Annotated in this window: 12 protein-coding genes; 8 read left to right on the forward strand and 4 right to left on the reverse strand. The window is 70.8% G+C overall.

The window, feature by feature from the left end; genetic code table 11:
* Positions 1-83 precede the first annotated feature (83 nt).
* Together L1857_RS06595 and L1857_RS06600 are read left to right on the forward strand one after the other, a co-directional pair.
* Positions 84-1,184, forward strand: a complete 1,101-nt coding sequence (locus L1857_RS06595; protein ID WP_094004027.1) for an adenosine deaminase — start codon at positions 84-86, stop codon at positions 1,182-1,184.
* Between the two features lie 78 nt (positions 1,185-1,262).
* Positions 1,263-2,456, forward strand: coding sequence for an MFS transporter (locus L1857_RS06600; RefSeq protein WP_094004028.1), 1,194 nt, complete (start codon positions 1,263-1,265; stop codon positions 2,454-2,456).
* Here the strand turns inward: L1857_RS06600 and L1857_RS06605 are convergent.
* Complete coding sequence (locus tag L1857_RS06605) at positions 2,422-2,784, reverse strand: MerR family transcriptional regulator (RefSeq protein ID WP_094004029.1); 363 nt, start codon at positions 2,782-2,784, stop codon at positions 2,422-2,424. The two genes, L1857_RS06600 and L1857_RS06605, sit on opposite strands and share 35 nt — an antisense overlap.
* A gap of 67 nt (positions 2,785-2,851) precedes the next feature.
* On the opposite strand from L1857_RS06605, the gene L1857_RS06610 reads away from it, so the two are divergent.
* The gene (locus L1857_RS06610; RefSeq protein ID WP_249464655.1) at positions 2,852-3,604 is read left to right on the forward strand and encodes an amidohydrolase family protein; all 753 of its coding nucleotides are present in this window, start codon (positions 2,852-2,854) and stop codon (positions 3,602-3,604) included.
* A 6-nt stretch (positions 3,605-3,610) separates the two neighbouring features.
* On the opposite strand, the gene L1857_RS06615 is transcribed toward L1857_RS06610, so the two are convergent.
* Complete coding sequence (locus L1857_RS06615) at positions 3,611-4,867, reverse strand: primosomal protein (protein WP_094004031.1); 1,257 nt, start codon at positions 4,865-4,867, stop codon at positions 3,611-3,613.
* A 108-nt stretch (positions 4,868-4,975) separates the two neighbouring features.
* Here L1857_RS06615 and L1857_RS06620 point away from each other — a divergent pair, with 108 nt between their 5' ends.
* On the forward strand, positions 4,976-7,480 hold the full coding sequence (locus L1857_RS06620) for a DEAD/DEAH box helicase (protein ID WP_116111519.1): 2,505 nt from the start codon (positions 4,976-4,978) through the stop codon (positions 7,478-7,480).
* A 573-nt stretch (positions 7,481-8,053) separates the two neighbouring features.
* On the opposite strand, the gene L1857_RS06625 is transcribed toward L1857_RS06620, so the two are convergent.
* Positions 8,054-8,869, reverse strand: a complete 816-nt coding sequence (locus L1857_RS06625; RefSeq protein ID WP_249464657.1) for a hypothetical protein — start codon at positions 8,867-8,869, stop codon at positions 8,054-8,056.
* An 838-nt stretch (positions 8,870-9,707) separates the two neighbouring features.
* On the opposite strand from L1857_RS06625, the gene L1857_RS06630 reads away from it, so the two are divergent.
* Positions 9,708-10,970, forward strand: a complete 1,263-nt coding sequence (locus L1857_RS06630; protein ID WP_116111517.1) for a cytochrome P450 — start codon at positions 9,708-9,710, stop codon at positions 10,968-10,970.
* A 153-nt stretch (positions 10,971-11,123) separates the two neighbouring features.
* Here L1857_RS06630 and L1857_RS06635 read toward each other — a convergent pair whose 3' ends face one another.
* Positions 11,124-12,080, reverse strand: coding sequence for a sugar-binding transcriptional regulator (locus L1857_RS06635; protein WP_249464658.1), 957 nt, complete (start codon positions 12,078-12,080; stop codon positions 11,124-11,126).
* Between the two features lie 121 nt (positions 12,081-12,201).
* Between L1857_RS06635 and L1857_RS06640 the strand changes: the two genes are divergently transcribed.
* From L1857_RS06640 to L1857_RS06650, 3 genes are read left to right on the forward strand one after another with little or no spacing between them, the layout of a single operon-like run.
* Positions 12,202-13,206 (forward strand): zinc-dependent alcohol dehydrogenase family protein, encoded by a 1,005-nt coding sequence (locus L1857_RS06640; protein ID WP_116111516.1) that lies wholly within the window; start codon positions 12,202-12,204, stop codon positions 13,204-13,206.
* On the forward strand, positions 13,199-14,539 hold the full coding sequence (locus tag L1857_RS06645) for an ABC transporter substrate-binding protein (protein ID WP_094004046.1): 1,341 nt from the start codon (positions 13,199-13,201) through the stop codon (positions 14,537-14,539). The genes L1857_RS06640 and L1857_RS06645 overlap by 8 nt, the downstream gene beginning before the upstream one ends.
* A complete protein-coding gene (locus L1857_RS06650; RefSeq protein WP_116111515.1) occupies positions 14,536-15,471 on the forward strand; it encodes a carbohydrate ABC transporter permease in 936 nt (311 codons plus the stop codon). Before L1857_RS06645 ends, L1857_RS06650 begins: the two co-directional genes overlap by 4 nt.

Here is a 15,471-nt window from a genome sequence, read left to right on the forward strand (position 1 = left end):
CGCGGCCTGAAGCTCGAGTGGAGCCTGAGAGTTGCCATCGCGCGCGTCCATGTAGGTGACCGCCGCGGGGGTACCGTCGGAGCATGTCCGACAACGCCACGACAGCGCCCCTGACCATGGAAAACATCCGCCGGGCGCCCAAGGTCCTGCTCCACGATCACCTCGACGGAGGACTCCGTCCGGGGACGGTGATCGAACTGGCCGACGCCCTCGGCTACCGCGATCTCCCCACCACCGACGTGGCCGAGCTGAGCCGCTGGTTCCGCGACGCCGCCGACTCCGGCTCCCTGGAGTCCTACCTGGAGACCTTCGCCCACACCTGCGGCGTGATGCAGACCGAAGAAGCGCTGGTCAGGGTCGCCGCCGAGTGCGTGGAGGACCTCGCCGCCGACGGCGTGGTCTACGCCGAGGTGCGGTACGCGCCGGAGCTGTTCGTCGAGCGCGGGCTGACGCTGGACGCGGTCGTGGAGGCCGTCCTGGCGGGGTTTGCGGAGGGTGAGCGTCGAGCGGCTCAACAGGGAAAAGTCATCCGAATGGGTACTTTGCTGTGTGCGATGCGTCAGCATGCCCGGGCGGCCGAGATCGCCGAGATCGCGGTGCGTTACCGGGACTCCGGGGTGGCCGGGTTCGACATCGCGGGACCGGAGGCCGGATTCCCGCCCACCCGCAACCTCGACGCATTCGAATATCTGCGCACCAATAACGCGCATTTCACCATTCACGCCGGTGAGGCGTTCGGACTCGCTTCCATTTGGGAGGCGATTCAGCATTGTGGCGCGGAACGGCTCGGGCACGGCGTGCGGATCGTGGACGACATCAAACGCGATCCGGACGGCACGGTCCACCTCGGCCGGCTCGCGAGTTACGTCCGCGACCGCCGCATCCCGCTGGAGATCTGCCCGTCCTCCAACGTGCAGACGGGCGCCGCCGCGTCGATCGCTGATCATCCGATCGGGCTACTCGCGGACCTGCGCTTCCGGGTGACGGTCAACACCGACAACCGGCTCATGAGCGGCTGCTCGGTGTCGAGCGAGTTCGCCGCGCTGGCCGAGGCGTTCGGCTACGGCTGGGCCGACTTCCAGTGGTTCACGATCAACGCGATGAAGTCGGCGTTCCTCGATTTCGATCAACGGCTCGACCTGATCAACAACGTGATCAAACCGGGCTACGCCGAGTTGGCGTGAAAGTCCCTTGTGATCGTTAGCGTCGGCAAGTAAGGTCCAAGATGTAGGAACAAGTTCTCATATCTTGGGACGGTCGCGATGAGCCGGGCAGCTGTGCTGGACACGAGGAGTAGGCGCCGGTGGGGCATCCTCGCGCTCGGCCTCGCGGCCCAGACCGCGAGCTGCTCGTTCCTCTACGGCATCCCGTTCCTGGTGCCGGAGATGCGCGCGGCCGGGCTGACGCTCGCGCAGGCCGGCACGATCGTCGCCGCGCCCAGCATCGGCGTGCTGTTCACGCTGATCGCGTGGGGCGCGGCGGCCGACCGCTACGGCGAGCGCCTGGTGATGGCGCTGGGCCTGGGCGCGTCGTCGGTGCTGCTGCTGGTCACCTCGCTGGTCGCGCCGTCGACCGGGCTGCTGTTCGCGTTGTTCCTGCTCGCCGGGATGCTGACCGCGTCGGTGAACGCGGCCAGCGGCCGGGCGGTCATGGGCTGGTTCGGCCCGGACGAGCGCGGCACCGCGATGGGCGTGCGGCAGACCGCGCAGCCGCTCGGCGTCGGCGTCGCCGCGCTGGCCCTGCCGCCGCTGGCGCAGCACTGGGGCTTCCAGGCGGCGGTGCTGTTCCCGGCGGTGTTCGGGCTGGTGGTCGCCGCGCTGGTGGCGTGGCTGGTGATCGACCCGCCGCGGCCGGAGAAGAAGCCGGGCGCGCCGAAGCCGGCCTCGCCGTACCGGACGCCGACGCTGTGGCGGCTGCACGGGGCGAGCGCGCTGCTGGTGATCCCGCAGTTCGCCGTGTCGGCGTTCGCGCCGGTGTACCTGGTGTCGGCGCACGGCTGGAGCGCGCTGGCGGCGGGCTGGTTCCTGGCGGCGGTGCAGGTGCTGGGCGCGGCCGGGCGGATGGCCTCGGGCTACTGGTCGGACCGGGTGGGCAGCCGGTTGCGCCCGATGCGGCAGCTGGCGGTGGCGAGCGCGGCGGTCATGCTGCTGGTCGCGGTCGGGGACGTGACCTGGATGTGGGTGGTGTTGTTCGCGCTGGTCCTGGCGGCGGTGATCACGGTGGCGGACAACGGGCTCGGCTTCACGGCGTCGGCCGAGCTGGCCGGGATCGACTGGGCCGGGCGCGCGATGGGCACGCAGAACACGGCGCAGAACATCGCGGCGTCCCTCACGCCGCCGCTGCTGGGCCTGGTGATCGGCGACTCGCGCTACGCGCTGGCGTTCTGCGTCGCCGCGGTGTTCCCGGTGCTGGCGATCGGGCTCACGCCGGTCCGAGCCGAGACTCGGTCGTCGTGATCGCCTGGCGGAGCGCGGCCCGCGCGGCGGTCAGTTCCGCGGCGCGGGCGTCCAGCTCGGTGAGCCGGGCGCGCAGCGTGTCGAGGACGCCGGGGCAGGCGTCCAGCGTGCCGTCCGGGTGGGCGCAGTCGATGATGCGGCGGATCTCCCGGGTCGGCAGGCCGACGGTGAGCAGTTCGCGGATCTGCCGCACGCGCTCGACCGCGTCGGCGTCGTACTCGCGGTACCCGTTGTCGCGGCGCTGAGCGGTCAGCAGCCCGACGCGCTCGTAGTACCGCAGCAGCCGCTCGGTCGTCCCGGCGCGCTTGGCGAGTTCACCGATCAGCATCGCTTGACCTTCCCACCATGTCAGGGATCAACACTGCCGGGAGTACCACGATTCCCGGAGGAAGACCTTGATCATCGACGCCCACAGCCACGTCCACGACCCCGTCGAGAAGCACCTCGCCCTCCTCGACGAGGCCGGTGTCGACAAAGCGATCTTGTTCGCGACCCGTCCGCACCCCGAACGCGCGACGACGCTGGACGAGCTGAAGGGGGAGATGGCCGTGCTGTCGCGGAGCCTGTCCGGCAGCGGCGACGGCCGGGCCGCGGCCCTGCGTGAGCTGGACGCCGCGCTCGCCGGCTCGGACCGGTTCCTCGGCTTCGGATCGGTGGACCTGTTCGCACCGGACGTGGCGACCGCGGTCGAGGAGATCGGCCGCAAGTGGCACGGCATCGGCGAGCTGACCCCGCCGCCCGGCCGCGCCGATCTGCTCGAACCGGTGCTGCGCGCGGCCGGCGACCTGCCGGTCGTGGCGCACGGCGCCGCCCCGACCACCGCCGCCGACCTGGCGACCATCGGCGCGCTCGCCCGGAAGTACCCGCGGACCCCGCTGGTGATCAGCCAGCTCGGCGGTGGGCACTGGATCGACGCGATCGAACTCGTCCGCGAGACGCCGAACCTGTGGCTGGAGCTGTCGACCGCGAGCCTGGTGTTCTCGGTGCGGCTGGCGATCGCGGAGGTGCCGGAGCGGACGTTGTTCGGCTCGGACGCGCCCTACGGCGACCCGGTGCTGGCCCGCGCGCTGGTCGAGCGCGTCACGCCGTCGGAAGCAGCGCGCGCCGCGGTCCTCGGGGGGAACGCGGCGCGCCTGCTCGATCTGTGACGGGTTCTAGTGCACCCGGAGCCGGTTCTCGAACGCCTCCACCAGCTTGCGCCACTCGCTCTGCTCGGTGTCGAACGGGGCGCTCGGCGCGAGGCGGCCGGGGTCCGGCTTCAGCACGAACGACACCAGCCACCCCAGGCTCTCCGAAGTGGACAGTGCGGTGGCCACCGCGTCGTCCCCGGCCCAGTCCGCGGCGTCGGTGATCAGCTCGACGGCCAGGTCCAGCTGCGTCGGGTCGATCGCGTCCGGGCCCTCGGCCAGGTCCTCGTCCAGGCCGGCCAGCACGTAGGTGTTCTCGGTGTCGACCTCGACCTCCAGCTCACCGGCGGTGGCCTTGGCGAGGACCTCGTCCCAAGTGGACACCTCGGCCAGGTCCGAGTCGGCGAACGCCGTGGAGTCGGCCAGCGCCCGCGCGAGCGCCTTCTCCGACTTGAACACGTCGATCTTGCCGTCGCTGCCGAGGAAGATCGGCTCGTCGTCCAGGTAGCAGCGCAGCGAGTAGTACTCGTGGCCGGAGGTGATGATCTTGATCGGGTCGATGCCGACCTCGCCCCAGAACCCGACCGGGACGTCCTCCTCCTCGTCGTCGGAGTCGGTGCTCTCGACCGTGTCGAGGTCCTCGTCGGCCTGCTCGGACTCGACCTCGGCCTCGGCGGACTCCTCCAGGAAGGTGGCCAGCTCCTCGGCGGTCTGCTCGAGCACGCCGGCGTCCACATCGGGCACCTTGACCAGGCCGTCGATCGCGTCCAGCACGGTGTCCCACTTCTCGGACACGGCCTCGGCCAGGTCGTTCCACAGCCGCTCGCCCTCGCGGCCGGTGAACGGCAGCCGCCCCTGCTCCAGCAGCGAGAAGCCCTCGGTGGCGTCCAGCACCTCGTGGACCTCGTCGAGCTCGCACACGTCGGCCAGCGAGCGCACGATGCCGACGATCTCGGCCAGCTCGCTGATCGTCCACGAGTCCGGGTCCTCGGCGACCAGCTCGGGCACGCCGACCAGGTCGTAGGAGTGGTCGTCGTCGGGGATCAGCTCCGGCACGTTCAGCGCCGGGACCGCGTGCCACGCCGGGTGGTCGATCAGGTCGTGCTGCTCGGCGGTCCGGACGAACGCGGCCAGGTGCGCGGCGTCGGGGAAGGCGTACAGATCCTCCTCGTCGCCGAGGAAGGCCTCCCATTCCTCGCCGTCCTCCCGCCAGCGCGGGGCCCAGAGGGTCACCAGGTCCCCCTGCGGCAGCCCGAGTTCGATCGGGACGATGTCCTGTGCCATGCCAGCCCTCCGGATTACACCTGTGTGTGGGAAGCCTACGGCTTGACGGGACCGGCCGCGATGGGCCCCATCTGCTCTCCGGCCGCGGGTGGCACGATGGTACCCACAATGACCCTTTCAGACCTCCTGCCAGCGGATCCGGATCCCGACACGCTGTTCGAGACGTTTTCGGCCTGGACGGCCGAACGCGGGCTCGAGCTGTACCCGGCGCAGGAAGAGGCGCTGATCGAGGTCGTCTCCGGCGCCAACGTGATCCTGTCCACCCCCACCGGCTCGGGAAAGAGCCTGGTCGCGGTGGGTGCCCACTTCACCGCGATGGCCCACGGCAAGCGCAGCTACTACACCGCGCCCATCAAGGCGCTGGTCTCGGAGAAGTTCTTCCAGCTCATCGAGATCTTCGGCGCCGACAACGTCGGGATGATGACCGGCGACTCCGCGGTCAACCCGGATGCCCCCATCATCTGCTGCACCGCGGAAATCCTGGCGAACATCGCGTTGCGGTTCGGTGCCGACGCCCCGGTCGGCCAGGTCGTGGCCGACGAGTTCCACTTCTACAGCGAGCCCGACCGCGGCTGGGCGTGGCAGGTGCCGCTGCTGGAGCTGCCGAACGCACAGTTCGTGCTGATGTCGGCCACGCTCGGTGACGTCACGTTCTTCGAGAAGGACCTGACGCGCCGCACCGGCCGGACCACCGCCGTGGTCACGTCCGCGCAGCGCCCGGTGCCGCTGACCTACCGGTACGCGCTGACCCCGCTGCACGAGACGATGACCGAGCTGCTCACCGGCGGGCAGGCCCCGGTCTACGTGGTGCACTTCTCGCAGGCCGCCGCGATCGAGCGGGCGCAGGCGCTGATGAGCATCAACGTCACCACCCGCGCCGAGAAGGACGCCCTCGCCGAGGCGATCGGCGACTTCCGGTTCTCCGCCGGGTTCGGCAAGACCCTGTCGCGGCTGGTGCGGCACGGCATCGGCGTGCACCACGCCGGCATGCTGCCCAAGTACCGGCGGCTGGTCGAGCAGCTCGCGCAGGCCGGGCTGCTCAAGGTGATCTGCGGGACCGACACGCTCGGCGTCGGCATCAACGTGCCGATCCGCACGGTGGTGTTCTCCGCGCTGACCAAGTACGACGGGGTGCGCCAGCGGCACCTCAAGGCACGCGAGTTCCACCAGATCGCCGGGCGCGCGGGCCGCGCCGGGTACGACACCGACGGCTACGTCGTGGTGCAGGCGCCGGACCACGTGATCGAGAACGCGAAGGCGCTGCAGAAGGCGGGCGACGACCCGAAGAAGAAGCGCAAGATCGTCCGCAAGAACGCGCCCGAGGGGTTCGTCAACTGGACCGAAAGCACGTTCGAGCGGTTGATCTCGTCCCCGCCCGAGCCGCTGACCTCCAGTTTCCAGGTGAGTCACGCGATGCTGCTGAACGTGATCTCGCGGCCGGGCAACGCTTTCCAGCACATGCGGCACCTGCTGGAGGACAACCACGAGGACCGGCCGTCGCAGCGCAAGCACATCCGCCGGGCGATCGCGATCTACCGCGCGCTGGTGGCCGCGGGGGTCGTGGAGCGGCTGTCCGAACCGGACTCCGCGGGCCGGATCGTGCGGCTGACCATGGACCTGCAGCTGGATTTCGCGCTGAACCAGCCGCTGTCGCCGTTCGCGCTGGCCGCGATCGAGCTGCTGGACACCGAGTCGCCGTCGTACGCGCTCGACGTGGTGTCGGTGATCGAGTCCACAGTGGAGAACCCGCGGCCGGTGCTGTCGCAGCAGCAGTTCAAGGCGCGCGGTGAGGCGGTCGCGGCGTTGAAGGCCGAGGGGGTCGAGTACGAGGAGCGGATGGCGCTGCTCGACGAGGTGACCTACCCGAAGCCGCTGGAGGAGCTGCTGGAGGCGGCGTACGAGACGTACCGGCGCGGGCACCCGTGGGTCGCCGACTACGAGCTGAAGCCGAAGTCGGTCGTGCGGGACATGTACGAGCGGGCGATGAACTTCGTCGAGTACGTCAACTTCTACTCGTTGGCGCGGTCGGAGGGGCTGGTGCTGCGGTACCTGGCCGACACCTATGACGCGCTGCGCCGGACGGTGCCGGACGAGGCGAAGACCGAGCCGCTGGAGGACCTGATCGCGTGGCTCGGCGAGATGGTGCGCCAGGTCGACTCGAGCCTGCTGGACGAGTGGGAGGCGCTGCGGCACCCGGGGGAGCAGCCGGTCGTGGCGCAGGCGTTGCCGGAGAAGCCGCCGCCGGTCACGGGCAACGAGCGGGCGTTCCGGGTACTGGTGCGCAACCAGATGTTCCGGCGGGTCGAACTGGCGGCCCGGCGGGCGTACGCGGAGCTGGGGGAGCTGGACGCCGCGTCCGGCTGGAACGACATCGAGTGGGAGGCCGCGCTGGAGGCCTACTACGAGCAGTACGAGTCGATCGGGATCGGCCCGGACGCCCGCGGCCCGGCGATGCTGATGATCGAGAAGGAGCCCGAGGTGTGGCGGGTGAGGCAGATCTTCGACGACCCCGCGGGCGACCACGACTGGGGCATCAGCGCCGAGGTGGACCTGCCCGCCTCGGACGAGGCAGGCACGGCGGTGCTGCGGGTGACGGCGGTGGACCAGCTGTAGGCGGTCGGTAGCTCGGGTGGTTCCCCCGCCGGCTGGTGGTCGGCGCTGGGGCTCGCGTGGGGGCTTGTTGTCCGCCTGGTGGTGTTTGGCGGTGCCTGCTTGGCCCTTGCCGAGGGTGAAGCCGGACGGGGAGGCCGGTCCAGCTCCTTCCCACCCAGCGGCATGCCGACACAGCTTCTGGTCGGCCGCAGCGGGCGCTGACTCCGGGATGTCCACCCGGCTCGCGCCTGCCGTCCAGCGGTGTCCGCGGCGCGGGCTGCTGGTTGGCCTCGTGCTGGTGGTTGGTGGGGGAGGCGGGCCCGGCTGGTGTCGCCGTCCAGCGGTGTCCGCGGCGCGGCTTCTGGCCAGCGCCATGTCGGGCTGGCCTCGGCGGGCCCGCTCGGCTCGTGCTGCCGTCAGTGGCGTTGCGGCGCGGCTTCAGGCCGCCTCCGTCTCGGGGCTGGCGTCGGGAGGCCCCGCCCGGGTCTTTCCGCCGTCGCGGCCCCAGTTCTCCAGTGCCGGCTCTCGGGTGTCGTGCGTAAGTCCCCTCGCCGCGGCGTCCTGGGGGCTGGGCGCCGCGGCGAGGGGGGTCGGTCAGCGCCGGTGTCGGGGCCCGGCGTCGACCGAGCCTGGGTCCGGCGCGGCGGTTTCTGGGTAGCGGGGCAGGCCGGCGAACGTGCCCGTCGAGCCCTGCTGCTGCGGAACGGCCGGCTGCTGCGGCGGCGGGTCCTGGTCGGTCTGCGGGAAGGGCTCCGGGTTGCGGCGGTACAGCGCCGGTGTGGGCGCGGTGGGCGCCATGTCCATCGGCGAGCCGACGGACGGCACGTTGCCGGAGGCGTAGGCGGGCTGCCCCCCGGACGGCACCTCACCCGACGCGTACGTGGGCTGGCCGCCTGAGGGGATCTCCCCAGAGGGGTAGGCAGACTGCGCGGCGGACGGCACACCCCCGGAGGCGTACGGACGCTGAGCCCCGGAGGGCACCTCGCCGGAGGCGTAGGCAGCCTGCGCGCCTGAGGGCATCTCGCCGCGGGCGTACGAGGCATGGGCGCCGGACGCCGGTTCGCCCGACGCGTAGGCGGACTGAGCCCCGGAGGGCCCCTCGCCAAAGGCGTAGGTGGCCTGGGTGCCGGAGGGCATCTCCCCGGAGCCGTAGGTGGCTTGTGCCGGGGAGGGCATCTCCCCGGAGGGGTAGGCAGGCTGCGCACTGGACGGTGCTTCACCGGAGGCGTAGGTGGCTTGTGTGGGGGAGGGCATCTCCCCGGAGCCGTAGGTGGCTTGTGCCGGGGAGGGCATCTCGCCGGAGGGGTAGGCAGTCTGCGCGCTGGACGGTGCTTCGCCGGAGGCGTAGGTGGCTTGTGTGGGGGAGGGCATCTCCCCGGAGCCGTAGGTGGCTTGTGCCGGGGAGGGCATCTCCCCGGAGGGGTAGGCAGGCTGCGCACTGGACGGTGCTTCACCGGAGCTGTAGGTCGCCTGTGTGGCGGAGGGCACCTCCCCAGAGGCGTAGGTCGCCTGGGTGGCGTAGGGCATCTCCCCGGAGGGGTAAGCCGTCTGCGCAGCGGACGGCGCATCGCTCGCCGCGTAAGCGCCCTGCGTCCCGGACGGCACCTCACCGGAGCCATAAGTCGGCCCCCGGACTCCGCCGGGTACGCCGAACCGTACGACGGCATCGGCACGTCGGCCGGTGTCTTGGCCACCGGGCGCCTCGGGTCGGGCATCGGTGCGTGGGACGCCGCCGGATCCATCGCCGGGGGCCGCTCGGCCTGCGGGTTCTGCCCGGGCAGGATGTCCATCGGCGATCCGGCCCGCTGCGCCGGCGGCGCGTGGTGCCGCCCCTGCCCACGCGAAATCTCGTCCTCGCCGGAGTACCCGGCCAGCGGGTTCTTGGCGTTGCGCTTCGGCCCGCGCCGGGCCAGCCCAACCAGCCCGAACAGGCCCAGCAGCCCCAGCAGGCCCCACAATCCCGGGGGTATGTCCCGCAGCTGCTCCTGCGCGAGAACGGACTCGGCCGGCGCGGCGCTCGCCACGGCCGAGCCGAACGGCAGGAGGACGCACACCGCGGCGGCGACCGTCCCGAGGCGGGCCCTGTCAGGCATTACAGCTCACTCCCCTGGTTGTGGTTGACGCCACGATGTACCCGCCCCCACCCGGTCCAGACCAGATGCCGACCTAGTGGGTGACCTGCACCACCTGCGCGAGTGACTTCGCTTGCGACGCCGGAATCGTCGGGATCCGCGTGTAACCTGCGCCCATGGGGCTTCGCGAACGGGTGGTTTCCTGGGTGGGCCGCCGTTACCTCGCCAGAGCGCAGAAAAAGGGCTTCGACCTGTCGGTTTTGCCCGATTCTGCGCTCATGCCGCTGCGCCGCGACGGTCTGGACCCCGTGCCCGAACTGGGCGCGACCAGGCAAGCGGCGCCGGTCAGCCGGTTGCCGCTGCCCTTCGGCATCACCGCGTGGCTGGTCACCGGTTACGGCGAGGCGAAGGAAGTGCTCGCCGCCACGGACAAGTTCAGCAACGACTACACCAACCTCGTCGGCAAGGCGGGGTTGTCGGCCGAGCAGAATCCCGGTGGGCTCGGGTTCGCCGACCCGCCGGACCACACGCGGCTGCGCAAGATGCTGACGCCGGAGTTCACGATGCGGCGGCTGAACCGGCTCACGCCGCGCATCGACGAGATCATCACCGAGCAGCTCGACGCGATGGAGAAGGACGGCGGCACGGTCGACCTGATGCAGTCGTTCGCGCTGCCGATCCCGTCGCTGACGATCTGCGAACTGCTCGGGGTCTCCTATGAGGACCGTGACGACTTCCAGCGGCTGAGCACGGTCCGGTTCGACCTGTTCGCCGGGGCGGGCGCGTCGTTCGGCGCGATCTCCGAGTCACTGTCCTATTTGCTCGAAATCGTGCGGAAGCAGCGCGTCGAGCCGGGTGACGGCCTGCTCGGGATGCTGGTGAAGGAGCACGGCGACAACATCTCGGACCAGGAGCTGGCCGGACTCGCCGACGGTGTGCTGACCGGCGGCCTGGAGACGACGGCGAGCATGCTGGCGCTCGGCGCGATCGTGCTGCTGCGGGACCGGCCGACGTTCGAACTGGTGCGCGATTCCGACGAGGCGGCCCGCGATTTCGTCGAGGAGCTGCTGCGGTACCTGACGGTGGTGCAGGTGGCGTTCCCGCGGTTCGCGCGCGAGGACGTGACGGTCGGCGGGCAGGAGATCGCCAAGGGCGACATCGTGTTCGTGTCGCTGAGCGGGGCCAACCGGGACACCGCCCTGGGCGCCGGGATGGAGTCCTTCGACCCCACCCGACCGGCGACGCAGCACCTGGCCTTCGGCTGGGGCGCGCACCGGTGCATCGGGGCGGAGCTGGCGCGCATGGAGCTGCGCGCGGCGTACCCGGCGCTGGTGCGGCGCTTCCCCGACCTGCGGCTGGACATCGAGCCGGAGCAGCTGAGCTACCGCCGGACGTCGATCGTCTACGGCGTGGACAGCCTGCCGGTGCGGGTCAAGTAAGCCCAACCGCACCGCGAGTCCCACGTTCCCGCGCGCGAGTTCCACGTTCGCGCGCCGCGGCGCTTTCGCTGAGCGTGGAACTCGCGGTGCTGAGCGTGGAACTCGCGGTGCTGAGCGTGGGACTCGCGTTCGCGAGCGTGGGACTCGCGCGCGTCACGCGCCGCGAAGCCGCAGCGCCCCCTCCGCCGCCGGGGTGTCCGTGATCAGCGTCGACACCAGGCCGGATCGCAGCACGGCGTCGATCGCCTCCGCTTTCGGTGCCGTGTAGCCCAGCGCGATCACCTCGGGCACCTTCAGCAGCTCCGCCGTGTCGATCGCCAGCACGTGGTGCGCCAGCCCGGTCGACAGCGGCTTCCCCTCGCCGTCGAACAGCCGTGCCGCGACCTCCGCCCGAGCGCCCCGCGCCGTGATCGCCTCGCGTTCGGCCGGGGACACCGCGTCGTACACCGTCGACTCGCCCGGCAGCCACGCCCCGATGCTCACCACCGCCTTCGTCAGGCGCGGGAACTGCGCGAACGTCTCCGCGATCCCCGGCTGCCGCCGCAGGATCTCCGTCGTCCGGCGGTCCGGCAGCACCAGCGGCCCGTAGATCGGGTACGCGTCGCCGCCGGACACCTCCGCCACCCGCCGCACCGTCTCCACCGACCGGTCCCGCATGTCCATCCCGGCCTGCACCCCGCACAGCTGCACGATCGGGCACCTCGGCAGCCGCTGCACCGCCGCCGCCATCGCGTTCACCGACCGCGCCCACGACAACCCCACCACGTCGTCCTCGGTGACCGTCTCCGACAGCAGCCGCGCCGCGAACCCGCCGATCTGCTGCCGCACCTGCGCCCGCGGCCCGGCGCTGGCCGCTCGATTGAGCACGAACGCCTGCCGCAGCCCGTACGCGGACCGCAGCTCGTCGGACAACCGGACGTCGATCGGCGCCGGCGGCGCGAACTCCACCCGCACCAGTCCCCGCTCCAGCGCCGCGTCGATGAGCCGGGCCACCTTGAACCTGCTGATCCCGAAGTCGGCGGCGATCTCGATCTTGGACTGCCCCAGCACGTAGAACCGGTGCGCCACCAGCGTCGCGGTGAGCCCGTCCACCACGCCCATCTCGCTCATTTGAGCACTATAGCTCGCATCCTGTTGACGTGAAACCCGCAAAACCCCTCTAATGCATGGCCAAGCATGTGACCACAGAGTCGTGACGCGCTCAGATGAGCGCAGGAAGAGGTGAGACGGCATGCGCGCCGCCATCGTCGATCAGCCGGGCTCCATCAGGGTCGGCGAGGTTCCCGATCCCACCCCGGGGGAGCGCGACGTCGTGATCAAGGTCGGCGCGTGCGGCATCTGCGGCACCGACCTGCACATCGCCGACGGCCACTTCCCGCCGACGCCCTACCCGATCGTCCCCGGCCACGAGTTCGCCGGCGAGATCGTCGAGATCGGCAAGAACGTCCCCGGCGGCTGGCAGGTCGGCGACCGGGTGGCCGTCGACCCGTCCCTGTTCTGCGGCTACTGCGACCCGTGCCGCGCCGGCCACGGCAACCTCTGCGAAAACTGGGGCGCCACCGGCGACACCGTCAACGGCGCCTTCGCCGAGTACGTGGCAGTGCCCGCCAGCACCTGCTACCGCCTGCCGGACCACCTGTCCTGGCAGGAGGGCGCCCTGGTCGAGCCGGTGTCCTGCGCCGTGCACGGTGTCCGCCGCATCGGGGTCGAGGCGGGCGAGCACTTCCTGGTCGTCGGCGCCGGAACCATGGGCCTGATCATGCAGATGCTCCTGCAGCGGGCCGGCGCGCGCGTCACGGTCGTCGACCGCAACGCGTCCCGCCTGCCGCGGGCCAAGGACCTCGGCGCGCACGCCGTCGCCACCGACGTGTCCGAACTGGACGGTGAGCGGTTCGACGCGGCGGCCGACTGCACCGGTGCGGCCCCGGCGATCGAGGCCGCGTTCGATTCGCTGCGCCGCGGCGGGCGTCTGCTCGTCTTCGGCGTCGCCCCGGCGGAGGCGCGCGTCGCGCTTTCGCCCTTCCGGATCTACAACGACGAGATCACGGTGGTGGGTTCGATGGCTGTTCTGCACTCCTACGGCGCCGCGCTGGACCTGGTGTCCTCCGGCGCGGTCGACACGAAGGCCCTGCTGACCGATGCCTTGCCGCTGGAGCGGTTCCCCGACGCCCTGGACCTGATGCGCAGTGGCGCGGGTCTGAAGGTGCAGGTGCTGCCGGGAGCCCGGGATGCGTGAGCGCCTGGCACTCCTCGCGGTCGCCGCGCTGCTCACCCTGACCGGCTGCGCGGGCGCCGGCGCGCTCGGCGCGGGCGGCAACACCCTGGTCATCGCGATCGTGGCGAACCCGCAGATGAACGACGCCATCTCGCTGTCGCACGAGTTCGAGGCGGCGAACCCCGGCGTGAAGCTCAAGTTCGTGTCGCTGCCGGAGAACCAGGCGCGCGCGAAGATCACCGCCTCGACCGCCACCCAGGGGGGCGAGTTCGACGCGGTGATGATCAGCAACTACGAGACCCCGCAGTGGGCGGCCAACGGCTGGCTGGAGAACCTCCAGCCCTACATCGACGCCAGCCCCGGTTACGACCCGGGCGACTTCATCCCGAGCATCCGCGACTCGCTGTCCTACCAGGGCTCGATGTACGCGGTGCCGTTCTACGGCGAGTCGTCGTTCCTGGCCTACCGCAAGGACCTGTTCGAACAGGCCGGGCTGACCATGCCGGAGCGCCCGACGTGGCAGCAGATCGCCGACTTCGCCGCGAAGCTGGACGACAAGGCGGCCGGCGTCGCCGGGATCTGCCTGCGCGGCAAGCCCGGCTGGGGCGAGAGCCTCGCGCCGTTCACCACGGTCGCCAACACCTTCGGCGCGCAGTGGTTCGACCAGGACTGGAACGCGAAGCTGGACACCCCGGAGTTCCGCGAGGCCGCGAACTTCTACGTCAACCTGGTCCGCGAGCACGGTGAGGTCGGCGCGTCCAGCGCCGGGTTCTCCGAGTGCGGCACGCGCTACGGCCAGGGCCAGGCCGCGATGTGGTACGACGCCACGGTCATGGCCGGGACGAACGAGGACCCGGAGTCGAGCAAGGTCGTCGGCAAGTCCGGGTACGTGGCCGCGCCGGTGGTGAAGACCGAGGCCAGCGGCTGGCTCTACACGTGGGCGCTGGCGATCCCGAAGGTCGGCAAGAACAAGGCGGACGCCTGGAAGTTCCTGCAGTGGATGACGAACAAGGAGTTCGTGCGGACGGTCGGCGAGACCTACGGCTGGAACCGCGTCCCGCCCGGCTGCCGGTTCTCCACCTACCGGATCCCCGAGTACGCCGAGGCCGCGAAGGCCTACGCCCAGCCGACGCTGGACGGCATCGACGCGGCGGACCAGCGCAAGGTGATGACCAAGCCGGTGCCCTACCCGGGCATCCAGTTCGTCGGCATCCCCGAGTTCCAGGACCTGGGCACCCGGGTCAGCCAGGAGCTGTCGGCCGCGATCGCCGGGCAGATCACCGTCGACGAGGCCATCGAGCAGTCGCAGGAGTACGCGCAGACCGTCGGCGATTCCTACCGGGAGACGAAATGACCGCCGTGGCGCCCACAGTGGCAAGTGGACAGGGGGTCGACGCGAAACCGGCCAATCGCAAGGGCGCGAGCCCGTGGGTCCGTCGTGCGCCCCTGCTGCCCGCGCTGTTGTTCACCATCGTGGTGACCCAGATCCCGTTCGTCCTCACGGTGGTGTACTCGTTCCAGTCGTGGAACCTCGTGCGGCCGGGTTCGCAGCACTTCGTCGGCCTGCAGAACTACCTCGACGTGTTCGCCGACTCCCAGTTCCGCGGCGCGATGCTCAACACCGTCGTGCTGACGGTGGTGTGCGTGTTCGTCGCGCTGCTGCTCGGGCTCGGCCTGGCGCTGCTGCTGGACCGCAAGTTCCTCGGCCGCGGTGTGGTGCGGACGCTGCTGATCACGCCGTTCCTCATCCTGCCCGCCGCCGGGGCGCTGCTGTGGAAGACGACGATGTTCGACCCGACCTACGGGCTGCTGAACTTCGTCTTCGGCGGCGAGACCGACTGGCTGTCGGAGTTCCCGCTGGCCTCGGTCATGGCGCAGGTCGTGTGGCAGTGGACCCCGTTCATGATGCTGCTGATCCTGGCCGGCCTGCAGAGCCAGCCGAAGGACGTGCTGGAGGCCGCGCAGGTCGACGGCGCCGGCCGGTGGCGCACGTTCGCCTCCATCACGCTGCCGCACCTGTCCCGGTACCTGCAGCTGTCGGTGCTGCTGGGCGCGATCTACATCGTGAACAGCTTCGACGCGATCTTCCTGATGACCCAGGGCGGTCCGGGCACCGCGAGCACGAACCTGCCGTACTACATCTACCAGCGGGCCTTCCAGGGCTTCGACATCGGCCAGTCCTCGGCGATGGGCGTCATCGTGGTGATCCTGACGCTGATCGTGGCGACCTTCGCGCTGCGCCTGATGTTCCGCGCGTTCGACGTGAGCAAGGGGGTCGTGAAGTGA

The organism is Amycolatopsis thermalba, assembly GCF_023376025.1.
GTDB lineage: Bacteria > Actinomycetota > Actinomycetes > Mycobacteriales > Pseudonocardiaceae > Amycolatopsis_E > Amycolatopsis_E thermalba.

Coding starts and splice junctions, on each gene's coding strand:
- L1857_RS06595 (WP_094004027.1), top strand. CDS start 84: ATGTCCGACAACGCCACGACAGCGCCCCTGACCATGGAAAACATCCGC.
- L1857_RS06600 (WP_094004028.1), top strand. CDS start 1,263: ATGAGCCGGGCAGCTGTGCTGGACACGAGGAGTAGGCGCCGGTGGGGC.
- L1857_RS06605 (WP_094004029.1), bottom strand. CDS start 2,784: ATGCTGATCGGTGAACTCGCCAAGCGCGCCGGGACGACCGAGCGGCTG.
- L1857_RS06615 (WP_094004031.1), bottom strand. CDS start 4,867: ATGGCACAGGACATCGTCCCGATCGAACTCGGGCTGCCGCAGGGGGAC.
- L1857_RS06620 (WP_116111519.1), top strand. CDS start 4,976: ATGACCCTTTCAGACCTCCTGCCAGCGGATCCGGATCCCGACACGCTG.
- L1857_RS06625 (WP_249464657.1), bottom strand. CDS start 8,869: ATGCCCTCCCCGGCACAAGCCACCTACGGCTCCGGGGAGATGCCCTCC.
- L1857_RS06630 (WP_116111517.1), top strand. CDS start 9,708: ATGGGGCTTCGCGAACGGGTGGTTTCCTGGGTGGGCCGCCGTTACCTC.
- L1857_RS06635 (WP_249464658.1), bottom strand. CDS start 12,080: ATGAGCGAGATGGGCGTGGTGGACGGGCTCACCGCGACGCTGGTGGCG.
- L1857_RS06640 (WP_116111516.1), top strand. CDS start 12,202: ATGCGCGCCGCCATCGTCGATCAGCCGGGCTCCATCAGGGTCGGCGAG.
- L1857_RS06645 (WP_094004046.1), top strand. CDS start 13,199: ATGCGTGAGCGCCTGGCACTCCTCGCGGTCGCCGCGCTGCTCACCCTG.
- L1857_RS06650 (WP_116111515.1), top strand. CDS start 14,536: ATGACCGCCGTGGCGCCCACAGTGGCAAGTGGACAGGGGGTCGACGCG.